At 38.7% G+C, this 21,471-nt stretch carries 22 protein-coding genes; 19 read left to right on the top strand and 3 right to left on the bottom strand.

What is annotated here, in order from left to right:
- The first annotated feature begins 58 nt into the window (after positions 1-58).
- The 9 genes from V4519_03815 to V4519_03775 all read left to right on the top strand — a co-directional run bounded on the left by V4519_03815 (position 59) and on the right by V4519_03775 (position 8,995).
- On the top strand, positions 59-1,852 hold the full coding sequence (locus tag V4519_03815) for an ABC transporter ATP-binding protein (GenBank protein ID MES2437117.1): 1,794 nt from the start codon (positions 59-61) through the stop codon (positions 1,850-1,852).
- A gap of 44 nt (positions 1,853-1,896) precedes the next feature.
- Entirely contained in the window at positions 1,897-2,451 is a 555-nt protein-coding gene (locus tag V4519_03810) for a CYTH domain-containing protein (protein MES2437116.1), read from the top strand.
- 30 nt (positions 2,452-2,481) lie between these two features.
- Positions 2,482-2,892, top strand: coding sequence for an SRPBCC domain-containing protein (locus tag V4519_03805; GenBank protein MES2437115.1), 411 nt, complete (start codon positions 2,482-2,484; stop codon positions 2,890-2,892).
- Positions 2,893-2,896: 4 nt separating this feature from the next.
- Entirely contained in the window at positions 2,897-4,702 is a 1,806-nt protein-coding gene (locus tag V4519_03800) for a YiiX/YebB-like N1pC/P60 family cysteine hydrolase (GenBank protein MES2437114.1), read from the top strand.
- 114 nt (positions 4,703-4,816) lie between these two features.
- Positions 4,817-6,358, top strand: coding sequence for a PAS domain S-box protein (locus tag V4519_03795; GenBank protein ID MES2437113.1), 1,542 nt, complete (start codon positions 4,817-4,819; stop codon positions 6,356-6,358).
- The gene (locus tag V4519_03790) at positions 6,359-6,715 is read left to right on the top strand and encodes a response regulator (protein ID MES2437112.1); all 357 of its coding nucleotides are present in this window, start codon (positions 6,359-6,361) and stop codon (positions 6,713-6,715) included. It begins immediately after the preceding gene.
- 19 nt (positions 6,716-6,734) lie between these two features.
- On the top strand, positions 6,735-7,025 hold the full coding sequence (locus tag V4519_03785; GenBank protein ID MES2437111.1) for a hypothetical protein: 291 nt from the start codon (positions 6,735-6,737) through the stop codon (positions 7,023-7,025).
- A 5-nt stretch (positions 7,026-7,030) separates the two neighbouring features.
- On the top strand, positions 7,031-7,825 hold the full coding sequence (locus V4519_03780) for a LamG-like jellyroll fold domain-containing protein (protein MES2437110.1): 795 nt from the start codon (positions 7,031-7,033) through the stop codon (positions 7,823-7,825).
- Positions 7,826-7,888: 63 nt separating this feature from the next.
- The gene (locus V4519_03775) at positions 7,889-8,995 is read left to right on the top strand and encodes a hypothetical protein (GenBank protein MES2437109.1); all 1,107 of its coding nucleotides are present in this window, start codon (positions 7,889-7,891) and stop codon (positions 8,993-8,995) included.
- Between the two features lie 8 nt (positions 8,996-9,003).
- On the opposite strand, the gene V4519_03770 is transcribed toward V4519_03775, so the two are convergent.
- Positions 9,004-11,604 carry an HAD-IC family P-type ATPase gene (locus V4519_03770; protein MES2437108.1) on the bottom strand — a complete coding sequence of 867 codons (2,601 nt, stop codon included), beginning with the start codon at positions 11,602-11,604 and terminating at the stop codon, positions 9,004-9,006.
- 215 nt (positions 11,605-11,819) lie between these two features.
- On the opposite strand from V4519_03770, the gene V4519_03765 reads away from it, so the two are divergent.
- The 4 genes from V4519_03765 (at position 11,820) to V4519_03750 (ending at position 13,851) form a co-directional block, all read left to right on the top strand.
- Positions 11,820-12,431 (top strand): hypothetical protein, encoded by a 612-nt coding sequence (locus V4519_03765; protein ID MES2437107.1) that lies wholly within the window; start codon positions 11,820-11,822, stop codon positions 12,429-12,431.
- A 73-nt stretch (positions 12,432-12,504) separates the two neighbouring features.
- Positions 12,505-13,053: a class IV adenylate cyclase gene (gene cyaB, locus V4519_03760; protein ID MES2437106.1), complete on the top strand. Its 549-nt coding sequence runs from the start codon at positions 12,505-12,507 to the stop codon at positions 13,051-13,053.
- A 4-nt stretch (positions 13,054-13,057) separates the two neighbouring features.
- Positions 13,058-13,504, top strand: a complete 447-nt coding sequence (locus V4519_03755; protein MES2437105.1) for an NADAR family protein — start codon at positions 13,058-13,060, stop codon at positions 13,502-13,504.
- A gap of 11 nt (positions 13,505-13,515) precedes the next feature.
- A complete protein-coding gene (locus tag V4519_03750) occupies positions 13,516-13,851 on the top strand; it encodes a tRNA-binding protein (protein MES2437104.1) in 336 nt (111 codons plus the stop codon).
- 70 nt (positions 13,852-13,921) lie between these two features.
- Here the strand turns inward: V4519_03750 and V4519_03745 are convergent, their stop codons facing one another.
- Positions 13,922-14,695 (bottom strand): hypothetical protein, encoded by a 774-nt coding sequence (locus V4519_03745; GenBank protein ID MES2437103.1) that lies wholly within the window; start codon positions 14,693-14,695, stop codon positions 13,922-13,924.
- A 158-nt stretch (positions 14,696-14,853) separates the two neighbouring features.
- Between V4519_03745 and V4519_03740 the strand changes: the two genes are divergently transcribed.
- Positions 14,854-15,252 (top strand): NUDIX hydrolase, encoded by a 399-nt coding sequence (locus V4519_03740; protein ID MES2437102.1) that lies wholly within the window; start codon positions 14,854-14,856, stop codon positions 15,250-15,252.
- Between the two features lie 3 nt (positions 15,253-15,255).
- Positions 15,256-16,149 carry a diacylglycerol kinase family protein gene (locus V4519_03735; GenBank protein MES2437101.1) on the top strand — a complete coding sequence of 298 codons (894 nt, stop codon included), beginning with the start codon at positions 15,256-15,258 and terminating at the stop codon, positions 16,147-16,149.
- On the opposite strand, the gene V4519_03730 is transcribed toward V4519_03735, so the two are convergent.
- Positions 16,130-17,125, bottom strand: coding sequence for a phosphatase domain-containing protein (locus tag V4519_03730; GenBank protein ID MES2437100.1), 996 nt, complete (start codon positions 17,123-17,125; stop codon positions 16,130-16,132). The two genes, V4519_03735 and V4519_03730, sit on opposite strands and share 20 nt — an antisense overlap.
- Positions 17,126-17,211: 86 nt before the next feature.
- Here V4519_03730 and V4519_03725 point away from each other — a divergent pair, with 86 nt between their 5' ends.
- The 4 genes from V4519_03725 (at position 17,212) to V4519_03710 (ending at position 21,386) form a co-directional block, all read left to right on the top strand.
- Positions 17,212-17,904, top strand: a complete 693-nt coding sequence (locus V4519_03725) for a DUF5684 domain-containing protein (protein ID MES2437099.1) — start codon at positions 17,212-17,214, stop codon at positions 17,902-17,904.
- 191 nt (positions 17,905-18,095) lie between these two features.
- On the top strand, positions 18,096-18,626 hold the full coding sequence (locus V4519_03720; GenBank protein MES2437098.1) for a CxxC-x17-CxxC domain-containing protein: 531 nt from the start codon (positions 18,096-18,098) through the stop codon (positions 18,624-18,626).
- 62 nt (positions 18,627-18,688) lie between these two features.
- Positions 18,689-20,533: a PAS domain-containing sensor histidine kinase gene (locus V4519_03715; GenBank protein MES2437097.1), complete on the top strand. Its 1,845-nt coding sequence runs from the start codon at positions 18,689-18,691 to the stop codon at positions 20,531-20,533.
- Between the two features lie 76 nt (positions 20,534-20,609).
- A complete protein-coding gene (locus V4519_03710) occupies positions 20,610-21,386 on the top strand; it encodes a LamG-like jellyroll fold domain-containing protein (protein MES2437096.1) in 777 nt (258 codons plus the stop codon).
- The last annotated feature ends 85 nt before the right edge of the window (positions 21,387-21,471 follow it).

The following is a 21,471-nucleotide window of genomic DNA, read 5'->3' as shown; positions in this document are numbered from 1 at the left end:
GCATGATGTTTTGTTCTTTACCATAGCCATATAACACGCATCTCGAAAGGAATCTCGAATGTTCAAGAAGCCTCACAGGAACGGAAATCCGTTCGTGTACCTGTTCTGGAAGACGTGGCACTACTCAGCGGGCAACCGCAAGAGTGTGGCCCTGTACTGGGGCTTCTTCATCATTGCGATCTCGATCATGCTCTTTTTCTTGCCTCTGTTGGGGGCGAAGATCATGAATGAGATCCAGGCTGAGGGAATCACCGTCGACAGCATGCCCACACTCATCAAGTTGTTGGTGTGGATGTTTGTGACCAAGATGGTCTTCTGGGCTTTTCACGGTCCTGCGCGCGTTTGGGAAACCCTGAATGCGTTTAAGTCCCGTGCGAACTACCGGAAGTACTTGCTCAAAGGCACGATGACCCTGCCATTGGAATGGCATGTGGAGCATCACTCTGGCGACACCATCGACAAGATTGAAAAAGGTGCTTCGGCACTCTATCAGTTTTCGTCGATGTCGTTCCAGATCGTCTATGCCTTCATACAGCTCGTGGGGAGTTTCATTATGCTCGGATACTTTTTTCCGATGTCGATTCCAATCGTCGTCGGAATGATGTGTCTGTCCATATTCTTCACGATCAAGTTCGATCGAGTGATGATCCCTCAATATCGGAAACTCAACAAAGCAGAGAACGAGATTTCGGAGAATGTTTTTGACACAATCTCAAACATTGCAACCGTGATCATTCTGCGCGTTGAGCGACTGGTGTTCGAGGCGATCTGTCACAGGGTCGACAAGCCGTATGATCTCTTTAAGCGGAACACAACGCTTAACGAGATAAAGTGGTTCCTTACTACCTTCTGTACCGCCGCCATGACAATGCTTGTCTTGGGGCTGTACGTTTGGCAGCATATGGAAACACCGAAGGCAGTGCTCGTGGGCACGGTCTACATCCTCATCAAGTACTTGGATGAAATGAGCGAAGTTTTCTTTCGCTTCACCGGCATGTACAAAGATGTCGTGGTGGGAACATCACGCATCGCGAATGCCGAGGAAGTGGCTGACGACTTCAAAGAAGATAACCTTGCTAACCATGTGTTGCGAAAGGATTGGCAACGCATGGAAGTGAGGGATCTCAACTTCTCGTACGCAGATAATGGTACGGGACTACACTTGGCAAATGTAGCGTTCGACATCACACGTGGGTCGCGCGTTGCACTTGTGGGAGCAAGTGGAAGCGGCAAGTCGACATTGCTCAAAGTCGTACGAGGTCTCCATCGTCCGCAGAGCTTGAAACTCTTTGTGGATGATCACGAAATCGAAGACGGGTTTGATGGCATTTGCCGAGCAATTGGACTTTTGCCGCAGGATCCCGACATCTTTGGGACGACGGTGATTGAAAACATCACCCTCGGTGCGGAGTACGATTCGGACTTGGTCCGTCGTTACACCGACATGGCGTGCTTCACCGATGTTGCCGCTTTGTTGCCGAAAGGACTAGATTCGTCCCTCAAGGAGCGCGGAGTCAATCTCTCAGGTGGCCAAAAGCAGCGCCTGGCGCTTGCACGCGGGCTCCTGGCCTGTCACGACAAGGAGGTCGTGCTACTCGATGAACCCACATCGAGCTTGGATACGGCTACAGAGAAGAAGGTGTACACCAACATCTTCAACGCGTTCTTGGATAAGACGGTGATCTCGTCAATTCATCGGCTGCACCTACTCCACATGTTTGATGTGATTCACTTCTTTCATGAGGGGCAATTGGTCGCTACCGGCACGTTGGCACAGCTCATCCGTACGTGTCCTGAATTCTTAGTGTTGTGGCAGCAGTACAACACCCAACCCACGGAAGTGGTAGGGTAACAGAGCATCCTCGTGATGCTCTTTTTTTATGCTATGATTTATATATGTACGAAGTTGAACTAAAAGTAGAGCTTACTGCAGAAGACAAAGAAAATCTCATTGCTGAATTTAAAGCGCGAGGTTTTGTTGCTAAGGGTATGACTCCACAAAATGACTATTATATTGAAGCTAAAAAGTCTCAATATAAGGGATATGATTTAAAGCGCTACCGAGAGGAAGCAGGGAAATATATTTATACAGAAAAGATTTGGGAAATTGTAGATGATCAACCGGCTCGAAGAGAGAATGAACATGAAGTTACAGAACCAGAATTTAAATCTGTGATAGCACAATATCCTGATGCTATAAAAATAATAAAAGATAGAGAATGGTTTGCTGGAGAATACCAAAGCACTCCCATAAGCCTAACTATAGATAGTGTAAAGTTTGATCACTCTCCTAGTATGCGATTTTTTACTGAGGCTGAAATAGATGTGGAAGATAGAACTGAAGTATCTAAGGCAAAAGAAATTATAGAATTATTTCTTAAAGATGTGCTAAAGAAAACTGAAATAGTTGAATCACCTGGAATGTTTATGATGGCGTTTGAAAAGAGATAGAATAAATACATTTGATATAATTATTTCACTATGCAAAAAATAAAAATAGAAACGACAGTACATGCTAGTCCAGAAAAAGTCTGGGAATATTGGAATGGGGCAGAACATATTCCACATTGGGCATTTGCTTCTGATGATTGGGGTGCAACATCTAAAACAAATGATTTGAAAGAGGGAGGAAGATTTTTAACATATATGGCCCCAAGAGATGGATCTCCAGGGTTTGATTTCTCTGGTGTTTATACAAAAGTAATTGCACCAACTAAGCTTGATTATACAATTGATGACGGAAGAACAGTCACCGTTGATTTTGAACAAGTAGGTGATTCTGTAAAAATAGTACAGGAATTTGAAATGGAAAATGAAAATACTGAGGAACTCCAAAGATCAGGATGGCAAGGATTCTTAGATAATTTTAAAAAATACGTAGAGGGCAATTAATAGTGTGGCAAAGCATTCGCAGCAAGAAATAGTTACACTCAAAAATCACTTTCTGAAACACAAAAAGAAAGTGCTTTTATCGTTGACCATTGCTGCTATCTCATTTGGATTGGCTGCTGCTTGTGCTGGGCTCAAGCTCTTATATCCATTTCACTTTATCGTATCTGTAGTATTTTTGCTTATAGCACTTCGCTATCTCATAAAAGCATTTTTATTTGATCGACAAAAAGTTTCTAAATCTAAAATATTTAGAAAAACAAAAAATATTATATTCCAGTATAAGTTAGTTATAGCTATAGTTTTGGTTGTACTTTTTTGCGTATATATCGCATGGACGGTTATTCCATATTCTGGCAATCCGTTTGAAGCATTAAGTGTAGAAGAACGACACGAACTCATAGAAAACGATGTGGAAATAGCTACGGTGCTTCTCGACAACTTAGAATTGGCTGCAGATGATTTGATTCAGGATCCCATTCTAAAGAAATCAGTTTTAACAGCAGATGATAGAATTCAGCTTCAAAATAAGTGGAATTTGTTCTTATCTGTAGCAATGGAATCAGAAAAAAATACTGATATTCACAAATATTTTAATCGCATAAGTGTTTTTAGTCATCCCAAAGATCACGCGCAGTCTTTTGGAATTGCATACTCGTTGTATATAAAAAAGTTTGAGATTTTTCATAAACTTATAGATACAGTTGATGATAATAATGTTGTGATAAAACAACTAAATGAGTATTCTCCAGTATTTGGAGCTAAAGATTCATATGATGACGTTCTCGATAGATTTTTTAGTTCCGATAGTTTTGTAAGAAGAAATATGGGGAGATTCTATATTTCTCTTTTAAATCTCACTCTTTCTGAAAAGAACTTAAACGAAGGATATATAGTGCTTACTGAGGAAGCTGAAAAGAGCTATGCATATCTCTTGAGTAATATTTTTAATACAACCGTTAAAGCAGCAAAAGAACAGCGGTATAGTTTGGAAAAAGAGTTATCAAACCTATGGTTTCCAGTTCAGAAAAATGTTGCAAATATGATGGGGGATTCATATCTATCTTCTCGACATGAAAAATTTATTACCCTAGAACAGATTGCTGAACTTAAAAAAGAAATGCAGCCAGGGGATATTATGGTCCAACGACGAAATTGGTATGCAAGTAATGTGGGGATTCCTGGCTTCTGGGCACATGCAGCTTTGTATGTGGGAACTCTCGAGGATATGAATGCTCACTTTGCTGATCTTTTTCCAATGGGTGAATACCAAAATGTAGAACAACTTTTAGCACAAGAACATCCAAAACTACTCAAGCAATTAAAAGAAGTAGATAAAGATAATTTCAAGTATTCAGTTATAGAGGGTAAATCCCCAGGTATTATTCTTCAGTCCTTAGAACAATCAGCTCGTGCTGATTATTTGGGTGTACTAAGACCTCGGCTTAGTAAGAAAGATACATTTGATTCTGTTATGAGAGCATTTGAAAACTACGGAAAGCCCTATGATTATAATTTTGATTTTGAAACACGAGACGAATTGGTATGCTCTGAGCTTGTGTATGATGCGTATCAACCTATAGGAACAAAAAAAGGGTTGCACTTTGAATTAAGAATGACATCTGGAAGAAAGATTATCTCACCTACAGATATGGTAAAGAAATATAGCGCTGAAAGAGGTACTGAAAATAGAGAATTGGATTTTGTGTATTTTATTGATGGAAATGAAGAATTAGAAAAAGCATTTGTTAAAACAGAAGAAGAATTTGCTCAAAGTTTTGACAGGCCCAAGTATTCATGGTTTCAAAAATAGTAGATAGCTATACATGAAAGAGAATAGAAGAGTCATCGTCAATATTTAGATAGCTTACTTAAGTAACCTATGTATTCTTATACAGAGTTGATTTAATCCTTAAGAATTCTACCTATGAAAAATATTAAACAGGCTTCAATTCATAAAATTGATGTTACTTCAAATCTTAATTTACTCATTAATGCAGTAGATGCAACTACAAACGGAATTGTAATTACAGATTGCCTTCAGCCAGACAATCCAATTATTTTCTGTAATCGAGCCTTTGAATTTATTAGTGGATATACACGTGACGAAATAATAGGAAGGAATTGTAGATTCCTTCAAGGAGATGATCGAGATCAAGAAGCTCGAAGAATTTTGCGAGAATCAATTGAAAAAGGTATTGATTGCAAAGTGGAATTAAGAAACTATAAAAAGGATGGCTCATTATTTTGGAATGAGCTTATGATGTCTCCAGTCCGAAATAAAAAAGGCGATATTACCCACTTTATTGGGGTTCAAAATGATATTACTCGTCGGAAAAAAGCTGAGGCAGCATTAAAAAATGAACGTGAATCTTTAGAGAAAAGAGTAGCTGACGGAACTCAAAACTTGAAAGAAAGTGAAGCATTTCTCACAGGTATTTTTGAAACAATGCGTGAGAGCTTGCTCGTGCTGGATAAATCACTAAACGTAATCTCAGCAAATAAGTACTTTTACAGTACATTTAAGGTTTCAAAGGAAGAAACTGTCGGTGTAAATATATTTAAACTTGGTAACGGACAGTGGGATATAAAAGCCTTGAGAGATCTGTTTGAAAAGATCCTACCTGAGCAGAATCCGTTTGAGAATTTTGAGGTAGAACACAATTTCCCTCAGATTGGAAAGAAAGTGATGCTTTTGAATGCCCGACAAATTGAGGCATTGGAGAATGCAGAAGAGATAATCTTGTTAGCTATTGAGGACATTACAGAATTGCGAGAAGTTCAAATTAGAAAAGATGATTTTCTCAGTATTGCAAGTCATGAACTCAAGACACCAGTAACAAGTATTAAAGCGTATCTGCAAGTATTAGAAATTCTTATTAAAAGTAAGAAGAGTACTACAGAGAAAAACTTAGAGATTATTGAGAAAACGAATGTTTCATTAAAAAAGCTTGAAAGTCTTATCAGCGATTTACTAGATGTGTCTAAGATTCAGGCGGGTAAAATAGAATACAAATATGCTGAATTTGATGTTAACCAGATGATTAAAGAATCCATTGATCTTGTTCAGTCAGCAGCAAAGCACCATACAATCAAGTATTCAGGTGATCTCAATTTGAAAGTTAATGGAGATAAAGAAAGATTGGAAATGGTGCTCAACAATTTATTAAATAATGCAATCAAGTATTCTCCCAATGGAAAGGATGTGGTGGTTCATGCATCACGTGTGAGTGATTACCTAAAAATAATGGTCACTGATCAGGGAATTGGTATTAATAAAAAAGATCAGCAGAAATTGTTTGAGCGATTTTTCAGAGTTGAGGATGCTCAAAAACAGTTTGCTGGTATGGGCATTGGATTGTATATAAGTGAGCAAATCGTAGTGAGACATGGAGGACATCTATGGGTTGATAGCGAGCCAGGCAAAGGATCTACATTTAGCTTTACTATTCCGTTAAACAATAATTAAATGAAAAAATGTGTCATGGTCTGTGATGATGATGAGGGAATCCTTGACTCAATTTCTATTGTATTAGACCTACATGGTTATAAAGTGATACCAGTACTTCACAGCCTAGAAATATTCGCAAAAATTAAGGAGGAAAAACCCGATATAGTTTTACTTGATTTATGGATGCCTATCTTAAACGGTGAACAAGTATTACAAAAATTAAAAGCTTCAGATGAAACAAAAGATATTCCTGTAATAGTAGTAACAGCTAGTAAAGATGGAAAAGCTATCGCTGATAAGTATGGAGCAAGTGCATACTTGCCAAAGCCATTCGATCTCATAAAACTTGATGCACTTATAGCAAAAAACACATAGCATATAGTATACTGATTTTATGAGTGTAGAATTTGATGAACCAGAAGATGTAACACGGTTTCAATCTCGAACAATATTGGGCGCACCTCAAACTCCACAAATGGTGCACTGGCTTACAAAGAAAGGAATAGTAAAGCATCAAAAACATGCCTATTTTATGCTACTCAGCATTTCTGTATCTTTCTTTATAGCTGCACTCGTAGTTTTGTATGTATATGTATTTCCGAGTCGCTCAAATAATTCTCCAATAATGATTGATCCTGCCACCAGTTCAGTCGAAAGTATTAAGGTTCCAGACTATAGGCCATAAATAGTATGAAGAATAAAAGCACACAAGGATTTACACTAATAGAACTTTTAGTAGTTATTTCTATAATAAGTCTTTTATCTACTATAGTTTTAGCTTCAGTAAATATTGCTCGAAACAGAGCTCGAGTTGCTGCAGGACTTATTTTTAGTACGAGTTTACATAGAGCTTTAGGAGCGGACGCTGTGGGAGAATGGAATTTTGATGCCTTAGATGGATCTAGCGTTTTAGACAATTCTGGTTTAAATAATAATGGTGTCGCATATAGTGCTAGTCTTTCGAGCGATACTCCAAATAACTCTGGATCTTCACTAAGTCTCAATGGTTCAAATTATGTAGAGGTTCCCAATAGTCCAAATTATAATTTTGGTACTGGAGATTATGCATATAATTTTTGGGTTAAGTTTAGTTCTGTCACTTCATTGAATACCTATTTTGAGAATGGATCATGGGGAGGAAATACTCTTCTTTTTAGACAAGAAAATGCAAATGTTGTTATGGTATATATCAATACTCAATACGCATATTCATACAGCTTTAGTCCTGAAGCAGGGAAATGGTACAACCTTGCATTAACACGCGAAAATGGAGTGATGAAATTGTATGTTGACGGAGCTCGATTGGGCGCCAATCAAGCTGAGACATCAAATATTGCACCCTCACAAGTACTTCGTATTGGTTCATCAGTGCATGCTTCTGGACAAACCTTCAACGGTCTTATTGATAGTTTTAGAATATATAGCCGATCTTTAAACTCTGCAGAGATAGAAAAACTGTATGCGTTGGGTCATCAAAACGATTAGTTTTTTTATTGTGTGCATATCTTAATAGTTGAGTTTACTTTTTAGTGGGATAATATCCCTATCATGAAAAACCAAAAAGGATTTGCTCCACTACTCATAATTATTATTATCGGAATAGCTGTAGGTGGGGGTGCATATTATGTATCAAAAAAACAGAATACAAATGTTCCCGTTGTTGATCCTATAGTTACTACTGATACCGAGCATGTTCAATTACGTGATCGGGCAAATGCTACTACAACACCAAATACAACTCCTACTTCAACAAAAACATCAGCTTCACAAAAAGAAACTACGACATCTATTAAAACAGAAGTAAAAACAACTGGTACTCCTTCTTCATCAGGTGCTCAAAATGCATGGGAATTAACTTCTGCACAAGCAGAACTAGAAAAAGCATATGCGGCTCTAAAGGCCCAAGGCATGGATCCAAGTATCAATCTCATAATTGCGATGCCAAATTACGATCAGGTTTTAGAACCAGGCAAACCATTCATTGTTGTGTTTTCTCCTATTAAAGGCGCTGTAAAATATGAAATAAGTATTACAAAACCTTCATGGGTTGATAAAAATCGACTTCTCATCGATCCAGAAAATGTAACAACACTTTTAAAAGAAACGACAACAAACACAATTCATACTATTATTGTTCCTAAAACAGATTCTATGTACTCAAGTGAAAACTCATATCAAGGTGAGATATTGCATGTAAAGGCACTTGATAGTCAGGGTAATATCGTTAAAAATAAAATCACCTATGGTGGACAAAGCTTTGATGCTCCTGCTCAAGATCAGCAACAGATCGAAATACTAGCCAGTCCCACACACCCTGAACTTTTGAAAGCTAACAATTATGTACTAGAAAAAAGCGGTGGATCAATAACGCTATCATTTGGACCCTTACCAGCAAAATACAGTAAACGAGAAGTGAGTCTTATGTGTATTAATGGATCATCTCAAAGCGCATCAATAGATGGAAAAAATTGCGATGAGAAAATAACCTTAGGAACAGGTCCTTATACAAAAAAGTTATTAATTGGTCCCAACCCATTTAAAGACAGGGAAACATCAATAGCTGTGCAGGTACAATATTTTGATCATTCAGGAACAGTGAGATCACAAGGTGTGTTTGATGACTCATTTATTTCTATTAAGCTACGAAGACAGTAAGTTTTAAGTTACTTTCTAATAAAGTATTTTGCTCCTTCAACAAGTAGAACATTGAGGATGAGCCATGCTGCAATAAACCATATCCACACTAGTGGGATTGCTACAAGTCCAAATATTTCTCGTGCCGCAGGGATTGTTACTGTTCCGATAAGTAATAGTGCTGCAAAAAGAATGCTGATATTTAATTTAGCGTTTGAGAAAACAGGATATGAGAATAATGGATTGTAGAGACTTCTAAATGAGTATGCAACAACAAGAATATATGAAGCGAAACATACAAAGAATAATGATTTAGTGAGTGCCAGATCTACTCCAAATCTTAATAGACCGTAATAGATAAAGAATAAAAACAGGGAACTCATAACACCAATACCGAAGGTAATGAATGTTACTTCATTGGTAAATATTAATTTTGATCCTGTTGTTTTTGCTGTGTGTTTTTTATCAAGATCTTCATCAAAGGCAAAGGCGAGTACTGGAAGACTTCCCGTGAAAAAGTTGACCCAAATAATTTGAAGCGCAGTTAGTGGCATTGGCAATCCAATAATTAGACTTCCTCCAATCACAAAAATTGCATCCAGTGAATTCGACATGAGATACACAAATGTTTTTCGTATATTTGAAAGAATCTTCCGTCCTTCTTCAACTGAGAGACTAATTGTTTTAAAGTTGTCATCGAGCAATACCATATCTGCAGCACTCTTTGCCACATCACTTCCAGAGCCCAATGAAATACCAATATCCATGGCTTTAAGTGCGGGTGCATCATTTACTCCGTCACCTGTCATGGCAACAACTTCACCAAGCCGTTGATAAAGCTGACCAATGCGTAGTTTATCTTCAGGAGTTACACGAGCAAATATTTTTATCGAAGGAATTATTGTAAGTAGTTCTTCATCAGTCATTTCATGAAGCTGACTACCTGTTAGCACTTCCTCTTCAGTAACATTCCATTTCAAATCTCGAGTGATTGCAAGTGCTGTTCCTTTAAGATCTCCCGTAATCATTACCATTTTGATTCCATAGCTCTGGATTTTTTTAATAGCAGCTGGTACGTCAGGACGAATTGGATCAAACAAAGCCATAACTCCCATAAAATGAATATTCTCTATGTCATCTGTAGATATCTTCTTTGAAAAATTCTTTTTATCAAGTGTAGCTATACCTATGAGACGCTTTCCTTCTGAACTAACTTTATCAATCCAGGTTTCTGTTGTGAGATATGCATCCTTAGTCATTTTTGAACGTCTGAGGAGGATATCAGGAGCTCCCATAACAATATACTGGGTATCTGTTTCTGCCACTGAGAATTTGTGGGTTGAGTTGAAGGGAATTACAAGACGGACATCCTTTTTGAGCTGTTCGAGGCCCACATTGTGTTCGATACTAGCTTTAGCGATATTAATTTCAAACGGTCGTCCGTGGAATTTCCATTCGGATGGAGCATCTTCATGATTCTCAATAGTGACATCAATATTTTCTAATGCTAAAGATAAAATTTTCTTTTGATCAGTAGAAAAGTGTTTTGATTCTAGCGCTTCAGTATTTTCTAGAATGTGACTCTGAGTATAAATACCAACCAACTGCATATCTGCCATTGTGAGTGTTCCAGTCTTATCAGTCATAATAAGAGTGGTTGATCCTAGTGTTTCAGCAGCTGCAAGTTTCCGAACAATTCCTTTTCGAGATGCAATTCGTTCTGCACCAATAGCAAGAATTACGGTAAGGGCAATTGGCAATGCTTCTGGCACGGCACCCACCGCTACCGCAGCAGAGAGGGTTAGCATTTCAAGAATTGGCTCTCCTCTGAGGGTCCCTAATGAAAAGATTCCAGCAACGATAATTATCGTTACAAAAAAGAGCAACCATCCAAGCTTTGCTACACCTTTTTGAATTGGTGTTTCAGCTCGCTCTGTATTTGCAACAATGTTTGCAATTTTTCCAATCTCAGTGGCACTTCCAGTTGCATACACAATAGCTGTAGCATATCCTTCTACGACCAATGTTCCGGCATGTGCAATGTTTTTTCTATCGGCAATGCCACTAGTAATAGATACAACTCCTGTTTCTTTTTCTACAGGAATAGATTCACCAGTAAGCACTGCTTCATCCACGCGAAAATTACTCGTGCTTATAATGCGAGCATCTGCTGGGACTCGGGTTCCATAGGAAAGCTTCACAATATCTCCAGGCACCAATTGCACTGAATCAATCTCAAGTTCTTTTCCGTCACGTATCACTCGTGCTCGATCTTTAATATAGGTAACGAGTTTATCAAGCGTATTTTCAGCATGATATTCACGATAAAATCCAAGTATCGCGTTGAATAACACTGCAAAGATAATCACAAACATATCAATAGTCTTTCCAAGTACTGCAGTAAGTACAGCAGCTCCCAAGAGCAGGAAGATGAGGGGACTTGCAAACTGCTTTAGAAAAATAGAAACAACTTTGATTTTTTCCTTGCTATGAAAAATATTGGTTCCAAACTTTTCTATTCGTTTGTCTGCTTCTGCACTACTAATTCCTTCGTTTGATGTTTGTAAATATGTGAAAACTTCTTGTGGTTCCTGTGCCCACGGTGTGTTGGATTGCTTGTCTTGATTCATGTTGGTATTTTATCGCAATTTGACACAATAATATATCCATGTTGACATGTTGGATATATATGGTATCGTACTCAACCGCTGAGCTAACGTAGCTCATGTTCCAATCTAACCCTGCAACCGGAGGAATCGCAATGCAGACTCAAACGCGAAGACAGACCCGATCTCGACGGAGGCCCCACTGGTTCATGCCGAGGAAGCGGGTGATGACCCAGGCGATGGATCAGCTTCTGCTGCGTCTTCGGGAGAATCTCACGTGGCAACAGCGGACCTTGTTGTTGTTTCGGATGGTCGACCTTACGATCATCCCCAACGACAACTACTTCGTCGGCTATCCATTCGAGCAGGTATCCGTCGACACCGCGCTGGTCGTCAGCGAGCAGATCGCGACGCTGGAGACGTGCATCAAACTCACCCTCTCGCAGATCCACAAGGTCCAGAATGTCGCCGAGCGCATGCACGGTGCCGACATCAACATCGGGCCTAAGCGCGAGATGATGGGCATGGAAGTGGAAGTCGGCGTCATGTCGCCGAACCTCCGCCGGCTCTACCGCGTCTATCGAGGGGTGTGCAACCGGCTCAACACCCTCAACGAGCAGTTGGACAGCCGTGGTCACCTGGGATCCCGCAAGATGGATCTGATGCACCAGCTGGTCGAGGAGGAGCCTTTCCTCCACGAGCTGCTGATGCAGTCGATCGCTCACGAGTTCCCGACTGTCAACGGCTTGCTCCGAGCGGCCGGGCCGTGGTCGAAGGTGTGCTTCCGCAAGGGGTGGAAGCTGGTCATCGGGTGGCAGAAGACGGTGCCCATCGTGGTGATCGTGCTGTAGTGTTCTTGTTGGTTGTTGGCACGGGTAATTCTGTGCTTTTTTTATACCTGAATTATTTTGCTATACTACTTCCATGAAAAAAGAGATCGAAGTAAAGGCAAAGGTGGGAGATTTTGAAAGACTTAAAGAAGGCCTTATTGCTTTGGGCTGCACTCTTTCAGAACCTGTTACTCAAGAGGATACTATTTTTATAAATTATGATCGACCATTTATTCAATTTAGTCCAGGAGATTCTTTTCTGCGCATTCGAAAAGCAAAAGGACAGATTATCTTTACCTATAAAAAAGGCGAAGAGCTTAGTTCTATAGAACGAGAAATTATAGTAAATGATGCATCACAGCTTCAGGATATTATTACATTCCTAGGATTCCGTCCGGAAGTGCAGGTAAAAAAGACTCGTCAGAAAACCAATTATTTGGATTACGAAATTTGTCTTGATGAGGTAGAAGGATTGGGCTCGTTTGTTGAAGTAGAAAAGATTACTGATGAGGATTCTAATAAAGTGCAAGATGAGTTATTTGAATTCCTACAAACTATGGGAGTAAAAAAAGAAGATCGGGTATTGAATGGATATGATACGTTGGTATGGTTGAAAAATAATCTTGATCATAAACTACCGTAACTTTATGCTCCCATTAGAAATTTTTTATATTTACTTTTCACCATATACAGCTCATGTTATCGAACTTGATGCTGTCGTATATCCCACAGTAGAACATGTATATCAATGTGAGCGTTATACCGATCAAAAGATTAAAGATGAAATAAGAGCTGCACAGAGCCCTGTGAAAGCTTGGACTGTTTCTTCAAAATATAAAGAATTTCAAATTCCAGAATTTAAACAAGCTGAATTTAAACTGGGTGTCATGAAAAAAATCATGAAACTTAAAGTGGATCAGCATCAGGATGTACGCCAAGCACTTATTGATTCAGGAGATCTGAAAATAGTAAAACATATAGTTACACCTCCTCCTGGCGATGGATTTTGGGATGATGGAATTGATGGCAAGGGAGAAAATCATATGGGGCGAATGTGGGAAGAAATACGCCAAGAGATCAAAAATACCAACTAGCAAACTTATTTATGGCAACAATTGATGATTTTTTGAAACTAGATATTCGTGTGGGAAAGATCTTAGAAGTTAATGATTTCCCAGAAGCAAAGAAGCCTGCATATAAATTAAAAATAGATTTTGGCTCTGAGATAGGAATCAAAAATTCTTCTGTCCAGATTGTAAGTACTTATTCAAAAGAAGAGCTAATAGGGAAACTTGTGTTGGGAGTAGTTAATTTTCCACCACGTAAGATTGGTCCATTTGAATCTGAAGTGCTTACTCTAGGAACTCCTGATGTAAATGGGAAGGTCACATTAAGTGTGCCAGATAAAAATACTGCGTTAGTAGGTGGTAAATTATTTTAAATAAAAAATGCATAAGCTATGGGAGCTTACGCACTGGGTTGAAGAACGAAGAGTCCACGTTAGAGCCTGATCAGCACCAGCTCATGCTGCGTTCGCTGGAGCTCGAGGACCTGGACGGCTTGGACTCGCGCACCTCGCCACAGGTTGACTCTCGCGGCATCTCCGGTACCACGAGCCTGGAGTTCCAGTGGGTCTCGGCGTAGCCGGTCAGGTTGTAGACCCGACCGATGACGTGGAGCCCCTGGCTGCCCAAGACCTGGCATGCCTGGTAGACGATGCCCTGGGTGAGCTGCTCGCAGCTCGCCGTGTAGGTCTTGCTCTGGAAGGCGCGTCGGATCACGTCGGTGATCGCGGTGGAGCGGTTCTTCCCGTCGGCGGCAGTATACCTCAGGTCGCAGCGGAACTGGCCGTCGTACCCACCGCACACGTGGTTGTCGCTCAGCTCTGCCTCCACAGAGAGGCCATCGATCCGGAACGTGTCGAACCCTTGCGGCAGGCTGGGCTGTGGGTCGAGCTCGAGCACTTTCGGCTGCTTCAGGGTGAAGCGGCTGGCAGTGTTCTTGACCTCGATCACGACCTGACGGATGCGGCGGTCGAGGTAGCTGATGGTCATGTCTCCGATAGCGTGCGCCACTCCCTCGGAGGTGTGGCGACGTGCCCGCCGCTGGACCTGCTCGATGAACGGCATGTTGTCGGTCACGAAGCCGTTGTCGTCGAGGCTCTTGGTCCCGATGCCGACGCTGACGACGAAGTTGTCGCGGCTGGTCGGGTGGGGGACCTCGAAGTCACGGAGGTTGAGAGTGGTGGTGGTGGGAATCGACGCTGAAGCCGTGGCTTTGGTCATGGTATCGTCCCTTACGTATCTTTCTGATCATCGAAAACGCTCCGATGTCAGATCTTTCCAGAGAGTATATTGATATATTTTATGAGTTGTGTCAATAGTCTTAAGCGTTAAACATACTTTAAGTTGTTTTATTACCTAAACAGCCTTACACTCACTCTATGATTTCAGTAAGACGCAAAGTAGCGCGTGGTTTTATCTACAATCCTGAAACAAAGCTTTTTCTTATCGTGAAAGGTGCTTTGCCGCCGTTTAATTTTCATCTACCTGGAGGAGGCATTGATAAAGGAGAATCAGCTGAACATGCTTTGGTACGTGAGCTTCATGAAGAACTTGCTATTACGCAAGAGAATATTATTTCTGTAACATTTTTACACAAAGCAAAAGAAAGCGTAATGCTTATCCCACATCAGCTAGATATATTTTTAGTAACAGTTAAAGACTTCGAATTACAATTGAGTTGGGAATTAAGTAAATATAAATGGATTAGTGGCAACGAACTCAAAGATTATTTTAAATCAGAGATAATTGGTAAGGTTATAGAAAAGACATATACTTAACCTATGGAACCCATTCTCCTTATACGTAATTCAAAATCTGGCCTTGTTGCTCGTGAGCAGGAAATAGAAGCTGGAATAGAAATGCTTCAAGAAAAAGGTTTTACCGTGCATACCGCATTTATTCAGGATGTGCTTACTCGAGCAAATTTTAGAAAGAAGCTTGAGGAGTTTAAACCTACAACTGTAATAGCTTGTGGGGGTGATGGAACAGTAAATCTTTTAACTCAGTATCTTATTTATACTCCTATTCGACTGGCTGTAATTCCAGCAGGCACGTTTAATCATTTTGCCAAGCATATAGGCATTGGCACAGCAATTAATGATGCATTTATTACCGTAATTACTGGTGAAACTATCAATATTGATGTTGCAGAAGTTAATGGCAAAGAGTTTGTAAACTTTTCTAGCGTGGGGTTTTATACACAGCTCATAAAACGAAGAGTGGGATATCAAAAGTTGTCCTGGAAAAAGTGGACTGCGTTTATTATTGCTATTTATGAAAGTTTTGTAAGCTACTCATCACTTGAATTAGAAATAAAAAAGAATGATAAGCAAGTATCAATAAAAACCCCACTAATTTTTATTGGGAATAATATTTTTGATTTTGGTAGTACAGATATATTAGCCGGCCGACAAGATTTTATGTCCGGGAAGCTTCATATCTCAATTGCTAAAGATATTGGAAGATTTAAAATGCTGTGGCTTGGATTTCGATCTCTGTTTTCTGATATCAAAAACAAAGCAGGATTTACAACAATAGCTTTGGATACTCTAGAAATAAAAACAAAACGATCTAAGTTGTGGGTATCACTCGATGGAGAAATAGAAAAGATGAAAGCTCCACTTGTATATAAAATCTGTCCGAAATCTCTTCGGGTTATTGTCCCAAAAAGTTAGCCTCTTGAGCTACTCCTTCTTTAATTTCTTTTTCATCTTTAGATGCGATAAAGCCATGTTTCAACGCATGTGCTGCAGCTTCAGCAGATGTTTTCACAAACACTACATCTACTTTGCCATCAACTGTCTGTATGGTTTCTTTAATGATGTCATGTTTTTTAACGCTGATATCTCTAATGTAAATAACTTTAATTCTGTCGGGATATTTTTTTACGATAGCACTATAAATCTCTACATCTTGCTGGCCACTGTCTCCGAGTAAAATGAATTGAAGGGTTGGATACACATCCAAAATCATTTCTATTTTTTCTTGTTTGTGATTGTGATTGCCCGAAGTTGTGTACACAGCCTTAATACTCGAAACTTCTTTGAGTAGTAATGGACCGGTGGGAATAGAATTGATACTCATAAATTCTATAAGCATGCCGTAGAGGTTCCATGTTGTTGAGGAAACATAAAAAATGGGATTGTGAGGATGTACGAGTGCTTGATAAAACTCGGCAACTCCAGGGAAGGGTTTGCGTGAGTGGGCATTTTTTGTAAATACTAAATAAAGCAGAACAAAAACACGTGTCACATTTGAAATAAGAATAGTGTCATCAACATCAGAGATTATTCCATACGATGCTTTTTCTATAGAAGCAGCAATTTCAATAGGGACTATCTGATTATTGATTTTTGCTTGAAGTAATTCTCCTGTTTTATATGGATGCTTAATTTCAAAGATGCCATTCTTATTTGTTTTTACAATGCGAGTATCTGTATCAGAAATAATCTGCACTTCAAAATTCTTAAACGGTCGTGCAAGATATGCTCGAGCGAGTGCTACTATATTTCGCAACGAAGAAGATGCTGATGACTTTTTTGTTTGCTCTATAACTCGTCCAGTTATGTATACAAAATCAGCATTCGCAAAGCTTCTATAGACTAATAGCTGGGGTTCTTTATAAATGCCAAGGAGGCGTTTCACAATCATTGGTAAAGTGTAGGGAATTGTATGAAGATTGTAAAGATAATTTGCGTATTGCTGAGCAACTCAATTAGTGTGATAATAGTTTGATCATGAAGAAATTTTTATTATCACTTGTTTTTGTCGCTAGTTTTATTATTCCATTAGTTAGTCTTGCTGATACTGTATGCCGTGTAAATGGTGAGATAGTTCCGTGTCCAGAATGGTTGGGTGGAGCAAGCATTGGTATGGTTGTATTTATGCTTGCCGTGTTTATCGTAATGATTGTATCTACTTGGAAAATATTTCAAAAAGCTGGAGAACCTGGGTGGGCAAGTATTGTTCCTATCTATAACCTCATTGTGATGTCACGAATTTCGGGCCTACCAATTTGGATTGTATTACTTATGTTTATTCCGTTTGTAAGTATCTTTGCTGGAATTGCACTTATTTATGGACTTACTAAATCTTTTGGAAAGGGAATTGGTTTTATGCTTGGACTTCTCTTTTTACCTTTTATTTTCCTACCAATTCTTGCCTTTGGAAAAAGTCAGCACATTACCCGCGAGACAGGATTGGGTTCTACAAATACATTAAATACATCTTGGAAGCATCCAGAATCACAAGCTGATGAAGCTTATTTGGGAAATTTTACTCGGCAAGATTTTGAAAATAAATTGCGATGGGAAAGTAAGCGAATGGGGCAGATTGCGTATGACAAGAATGGAACGCGAGAAACAAATATGGATCTCTTTCCTGTGTTTGTAAAAAAAGAAGAATTGCAGAAAGCTGGATTGAGTTTGTAGGTAGTATCAATAAAGGTATACATTTACTCATTAATAAGGTATAGTAGGACACTATGGCAAAACGATCTTCAGTAAATACAAAGAACAAAGCATCACGTTCTCGAAAAACTGCAAAGCGTCTCGCAATAAAGCACGCCCGCAATCAGGCTAAGGCTGCTAAAAAAGCAAGATAAGCTTCTAATTATATTGATATGAAAAATTTTAACAGAGACCGAGGAGGGAATCGTTTTCAAGGTGGAAACAACAGACGACCAGAAATTACTATGCATAAGGCAACCTGTAGTAATTGTGGAAGACCAACAGAAGTACCTTTTAAGCCTACCAATGGTAAGCCTGTGTACTGCCGTGATTGTTTTAAGACAATGGGAGGAGGAGAAGGTAATGATCGAAATGACCGAGGCGGCGACCGAAACGAACGACGAGATTTTGCTCCACGAAAAGATTTCAAAGATTTTCGAGACCGATCAGAAGCACCTCGAGCACCTCATGTGGAAACACGTGTTGAGCGTCCTGCAGAAAGCACTCTAGAGCTTAAACGACAGCTTGAATCTGTAAATGCAAAGCTAGATAAACTTGTTGGATTTGCTGAAAAATTCTTTAAATCACAAGATGTATCTAAACCATCTGAATCTGTTAAAGAAATTCAACAAGCACCATCTACACTCAAAATGATTGTAGAGAAAGCAATCAAACCTAAGAAAGCTACAAAAAAGAAGAAATAAGCTTGAGGTCTGAACTTCATTGAATATTTTGTAATTACGAGTATTATTCATACATCCTTGCTATGAATAAAAAGATTCGTACTCAAAAAATTCCGGTAACTGATAAGCGATATACAGAACTTCTAAATATCTCACCTTTTCCTATTGCAATTCATGTGAAAGGGCTTATTGTCTATGCAAATCAAGCCGCGCTTCAGCTTATTCAAGCAAAGAGCCAAAAGGAAGTATTGGGTAAACATGTATTAAAGTTTATTCATCCTGATTACCATGAGCTTGTTAAACAGCGGATGGGTGCTCTTATGGCGGGTAAGAAAACAGAATCAAATATTGTTCAAGAAAAATTTGTAACGCTTAAAAGAAATATTCGTGATGTTGAACTTGCATCTATAAGCTTGGAATACAACGGAGAGAGAGCTGTACAAAGTACAATTCGTGATATTACTACTCAGAAAGAATTTGAAAGGAAATTATTACAATCAAATAGTACGCTTGAAACAATTATTAATTCTTCACCACTGGCTATATATGTAGTCGATGTGAATGGTCGTGTGTTACTTTGGAATCCAGTATGTGAAAAAATCTTTGGATGGACTCAAGAAGAAGTTCTGGGAAAATTACTCCCACTGCCTCAAAAGAAAAAAGCTGCGGAATTTAAGGATTTAATGCTGGGTTTATTACAGGGAAAGCCATTCTCAAAAGACTTAGTGAGATATAAGAAAGATGGATCAGAAATTCATGTAAACGTTTCAGCATCGCCGCTTTTTGATGAAAATAAAAAAGTAGTTTCTATCGTTGCAATTACATCAGATGTTTCTGAACGAAAGAAAACCGAAGAAATGCTTAAAGATAGTGAGCGTAAATATAGAATGATGATTGAGCAATCATTGCTGAGCACACAAATATTGTCACCTGATGGATACACTTTGCAGGTTAATAAAGCATGGGAGCGTTTGTGGGGGCTCAATCTAGATATGCTAAAAGGATACAATATGCTCAATGATAAGCAATTGGTTGAAACTGGAGTCATGCCATATATACAAAAAGGCTTTTCTGGTGAAGCCACAATGATTCCTGCTATTAAATATGAAACAGAAAAGACAATAAAAAATGTTACTTCAAGCGTAACAAAATGGGTGCAAGCATATATATATCCTGTAAAAGATGATGAAGGGAGGATCCGAGAAGTTGTACTTGTCCACGAAGATATTACTGCAAGCAAAGAATTTGAACGTCAAAAAGATGACTTTCTTGGTATCGCAAGTCATGAACTTAAAACTCCTGTAACAAGCATCAAAATGTATGGGCAGGTTTTAAGTAAAATGTTTTTAAATAAAGGTGATGTGAAAGCTGCAGAGCTTATGGATAAAATGGATCTTCAGGTAAATAAGCTTTCATTACTAATTACTGATTTGCTTGATGTTACAAAAATTCAATCAGGAAGAATGCAGTTTAATTCTGGATTTTTTGATTTCAACGAGCTTCTTATTGAGACAGTAGATGAACTTCAGCATATGTCTGAAAATCATAAAATTGTTTTACAGTTGGCAAAATCTGAAAATGTTAAGGGTGATAGAGACAGAATCGGTCAGGTAATAACAAATTTTATTACTAATGCAATAAAGTATTCACCTAATGCTCAAAAAATAGTAATTAAGACATCTTGCAAGTCTGGGTATCTTACTTGTATGGTTCAAGATTTTGGTATTGGAATTTCAAAACAAGATCTACCACGAATATTTGATCAATTTTATCGCAGTAGTCTATCATCAAAAACTACATTTCCGGGATTAGGGTTGGGACTCTTTATTTCAAAAGAAATTATTACTCGTCACAAGGGTGAAATTTGGGTGGAGTCATCCTCAAAGAAGGGAACTACATTCTGTTTTAAAATTCCTATAAGTACATAATTTTAGTTATCCAGTGTATAAACCTGTATTAAATAGTAAGCTCTGCTATAATTAGAATATCTTATTGTAAGATCACATGGTTTTAAATAAACACAAAAGAGGATTTACACTCATCGAACTTTTAGTGGTCATTGCTATTATTGGTGTTCTATCAAGCATAGTAGTTGTTGTACTAAATAATGCTCGTATTAAAGCTCGTGTTGCTGCTGCTCAGCAGTTTGAGCGATCTGTATTTAATGCACGTGGTGATGAACTTCTTGCACAGTTTAATTTTGATGATTCGGTAGTTGATACAACTGGTGTCTACACCGGAACTATTACATCAGCTGTTTATTCATCAGATGTTCCTACTTCAAGCCTAGCTGGTAAATCACTTTCGCTCGATGGAAGTGATAATTTTATTTCTGTGCCAATGAATGTTTCAGAAACAGAGTTTAGTGTTGGATTATGGTTTAAAACTAGTGCTTTAAATGGAGGATTATTTGAAGTAGATGGAGGAGGTAATGATCGAAATCTTAGAATGCAAAATGGAGCAGTATGTTCACGTGTTTGGGGAGATGCTACAGATGAAACAATTTGTTCACCCAAAACATACAATGACAACAACTGGCACTATGCTTTCTTTAGTTTTGGAGGAAATTTAGGACCTCATCAATTATATATTGATGGTGATAAAGTAGGGCAAGGTCTCAATACAATGTCTAATTTTGATTGGCAAGATTCGATTCGAATAGGATACAGTGATCATCCAACAGTATATTTTTTTACAGGATTAATTGATAATGTTAAAATTTACAACACTTCGTTTGCGGGACACGTAACTGCAGAAGCACCTCCACCTGAAGAGGATTAAATTAAATAGTGTTAGCTTAAAATAAATATGTTTAAAAGGATCCTTTCTGTGGTTTTGCTTTTTCTTATTAGTGCTGTTGTTATCT

It is taken from the genome of Patescibacteria group bacterium (assembly GCA_040387855.1).
Classification (GTDB): Bacteria; Patescibacteriota; Minisyncoccia; order Phycocordibacterales; family JAKAEA01; genus JAZKCY01.
This window is presented reverse-complemented; position numbering and strand designations above follow the sequence as displayed.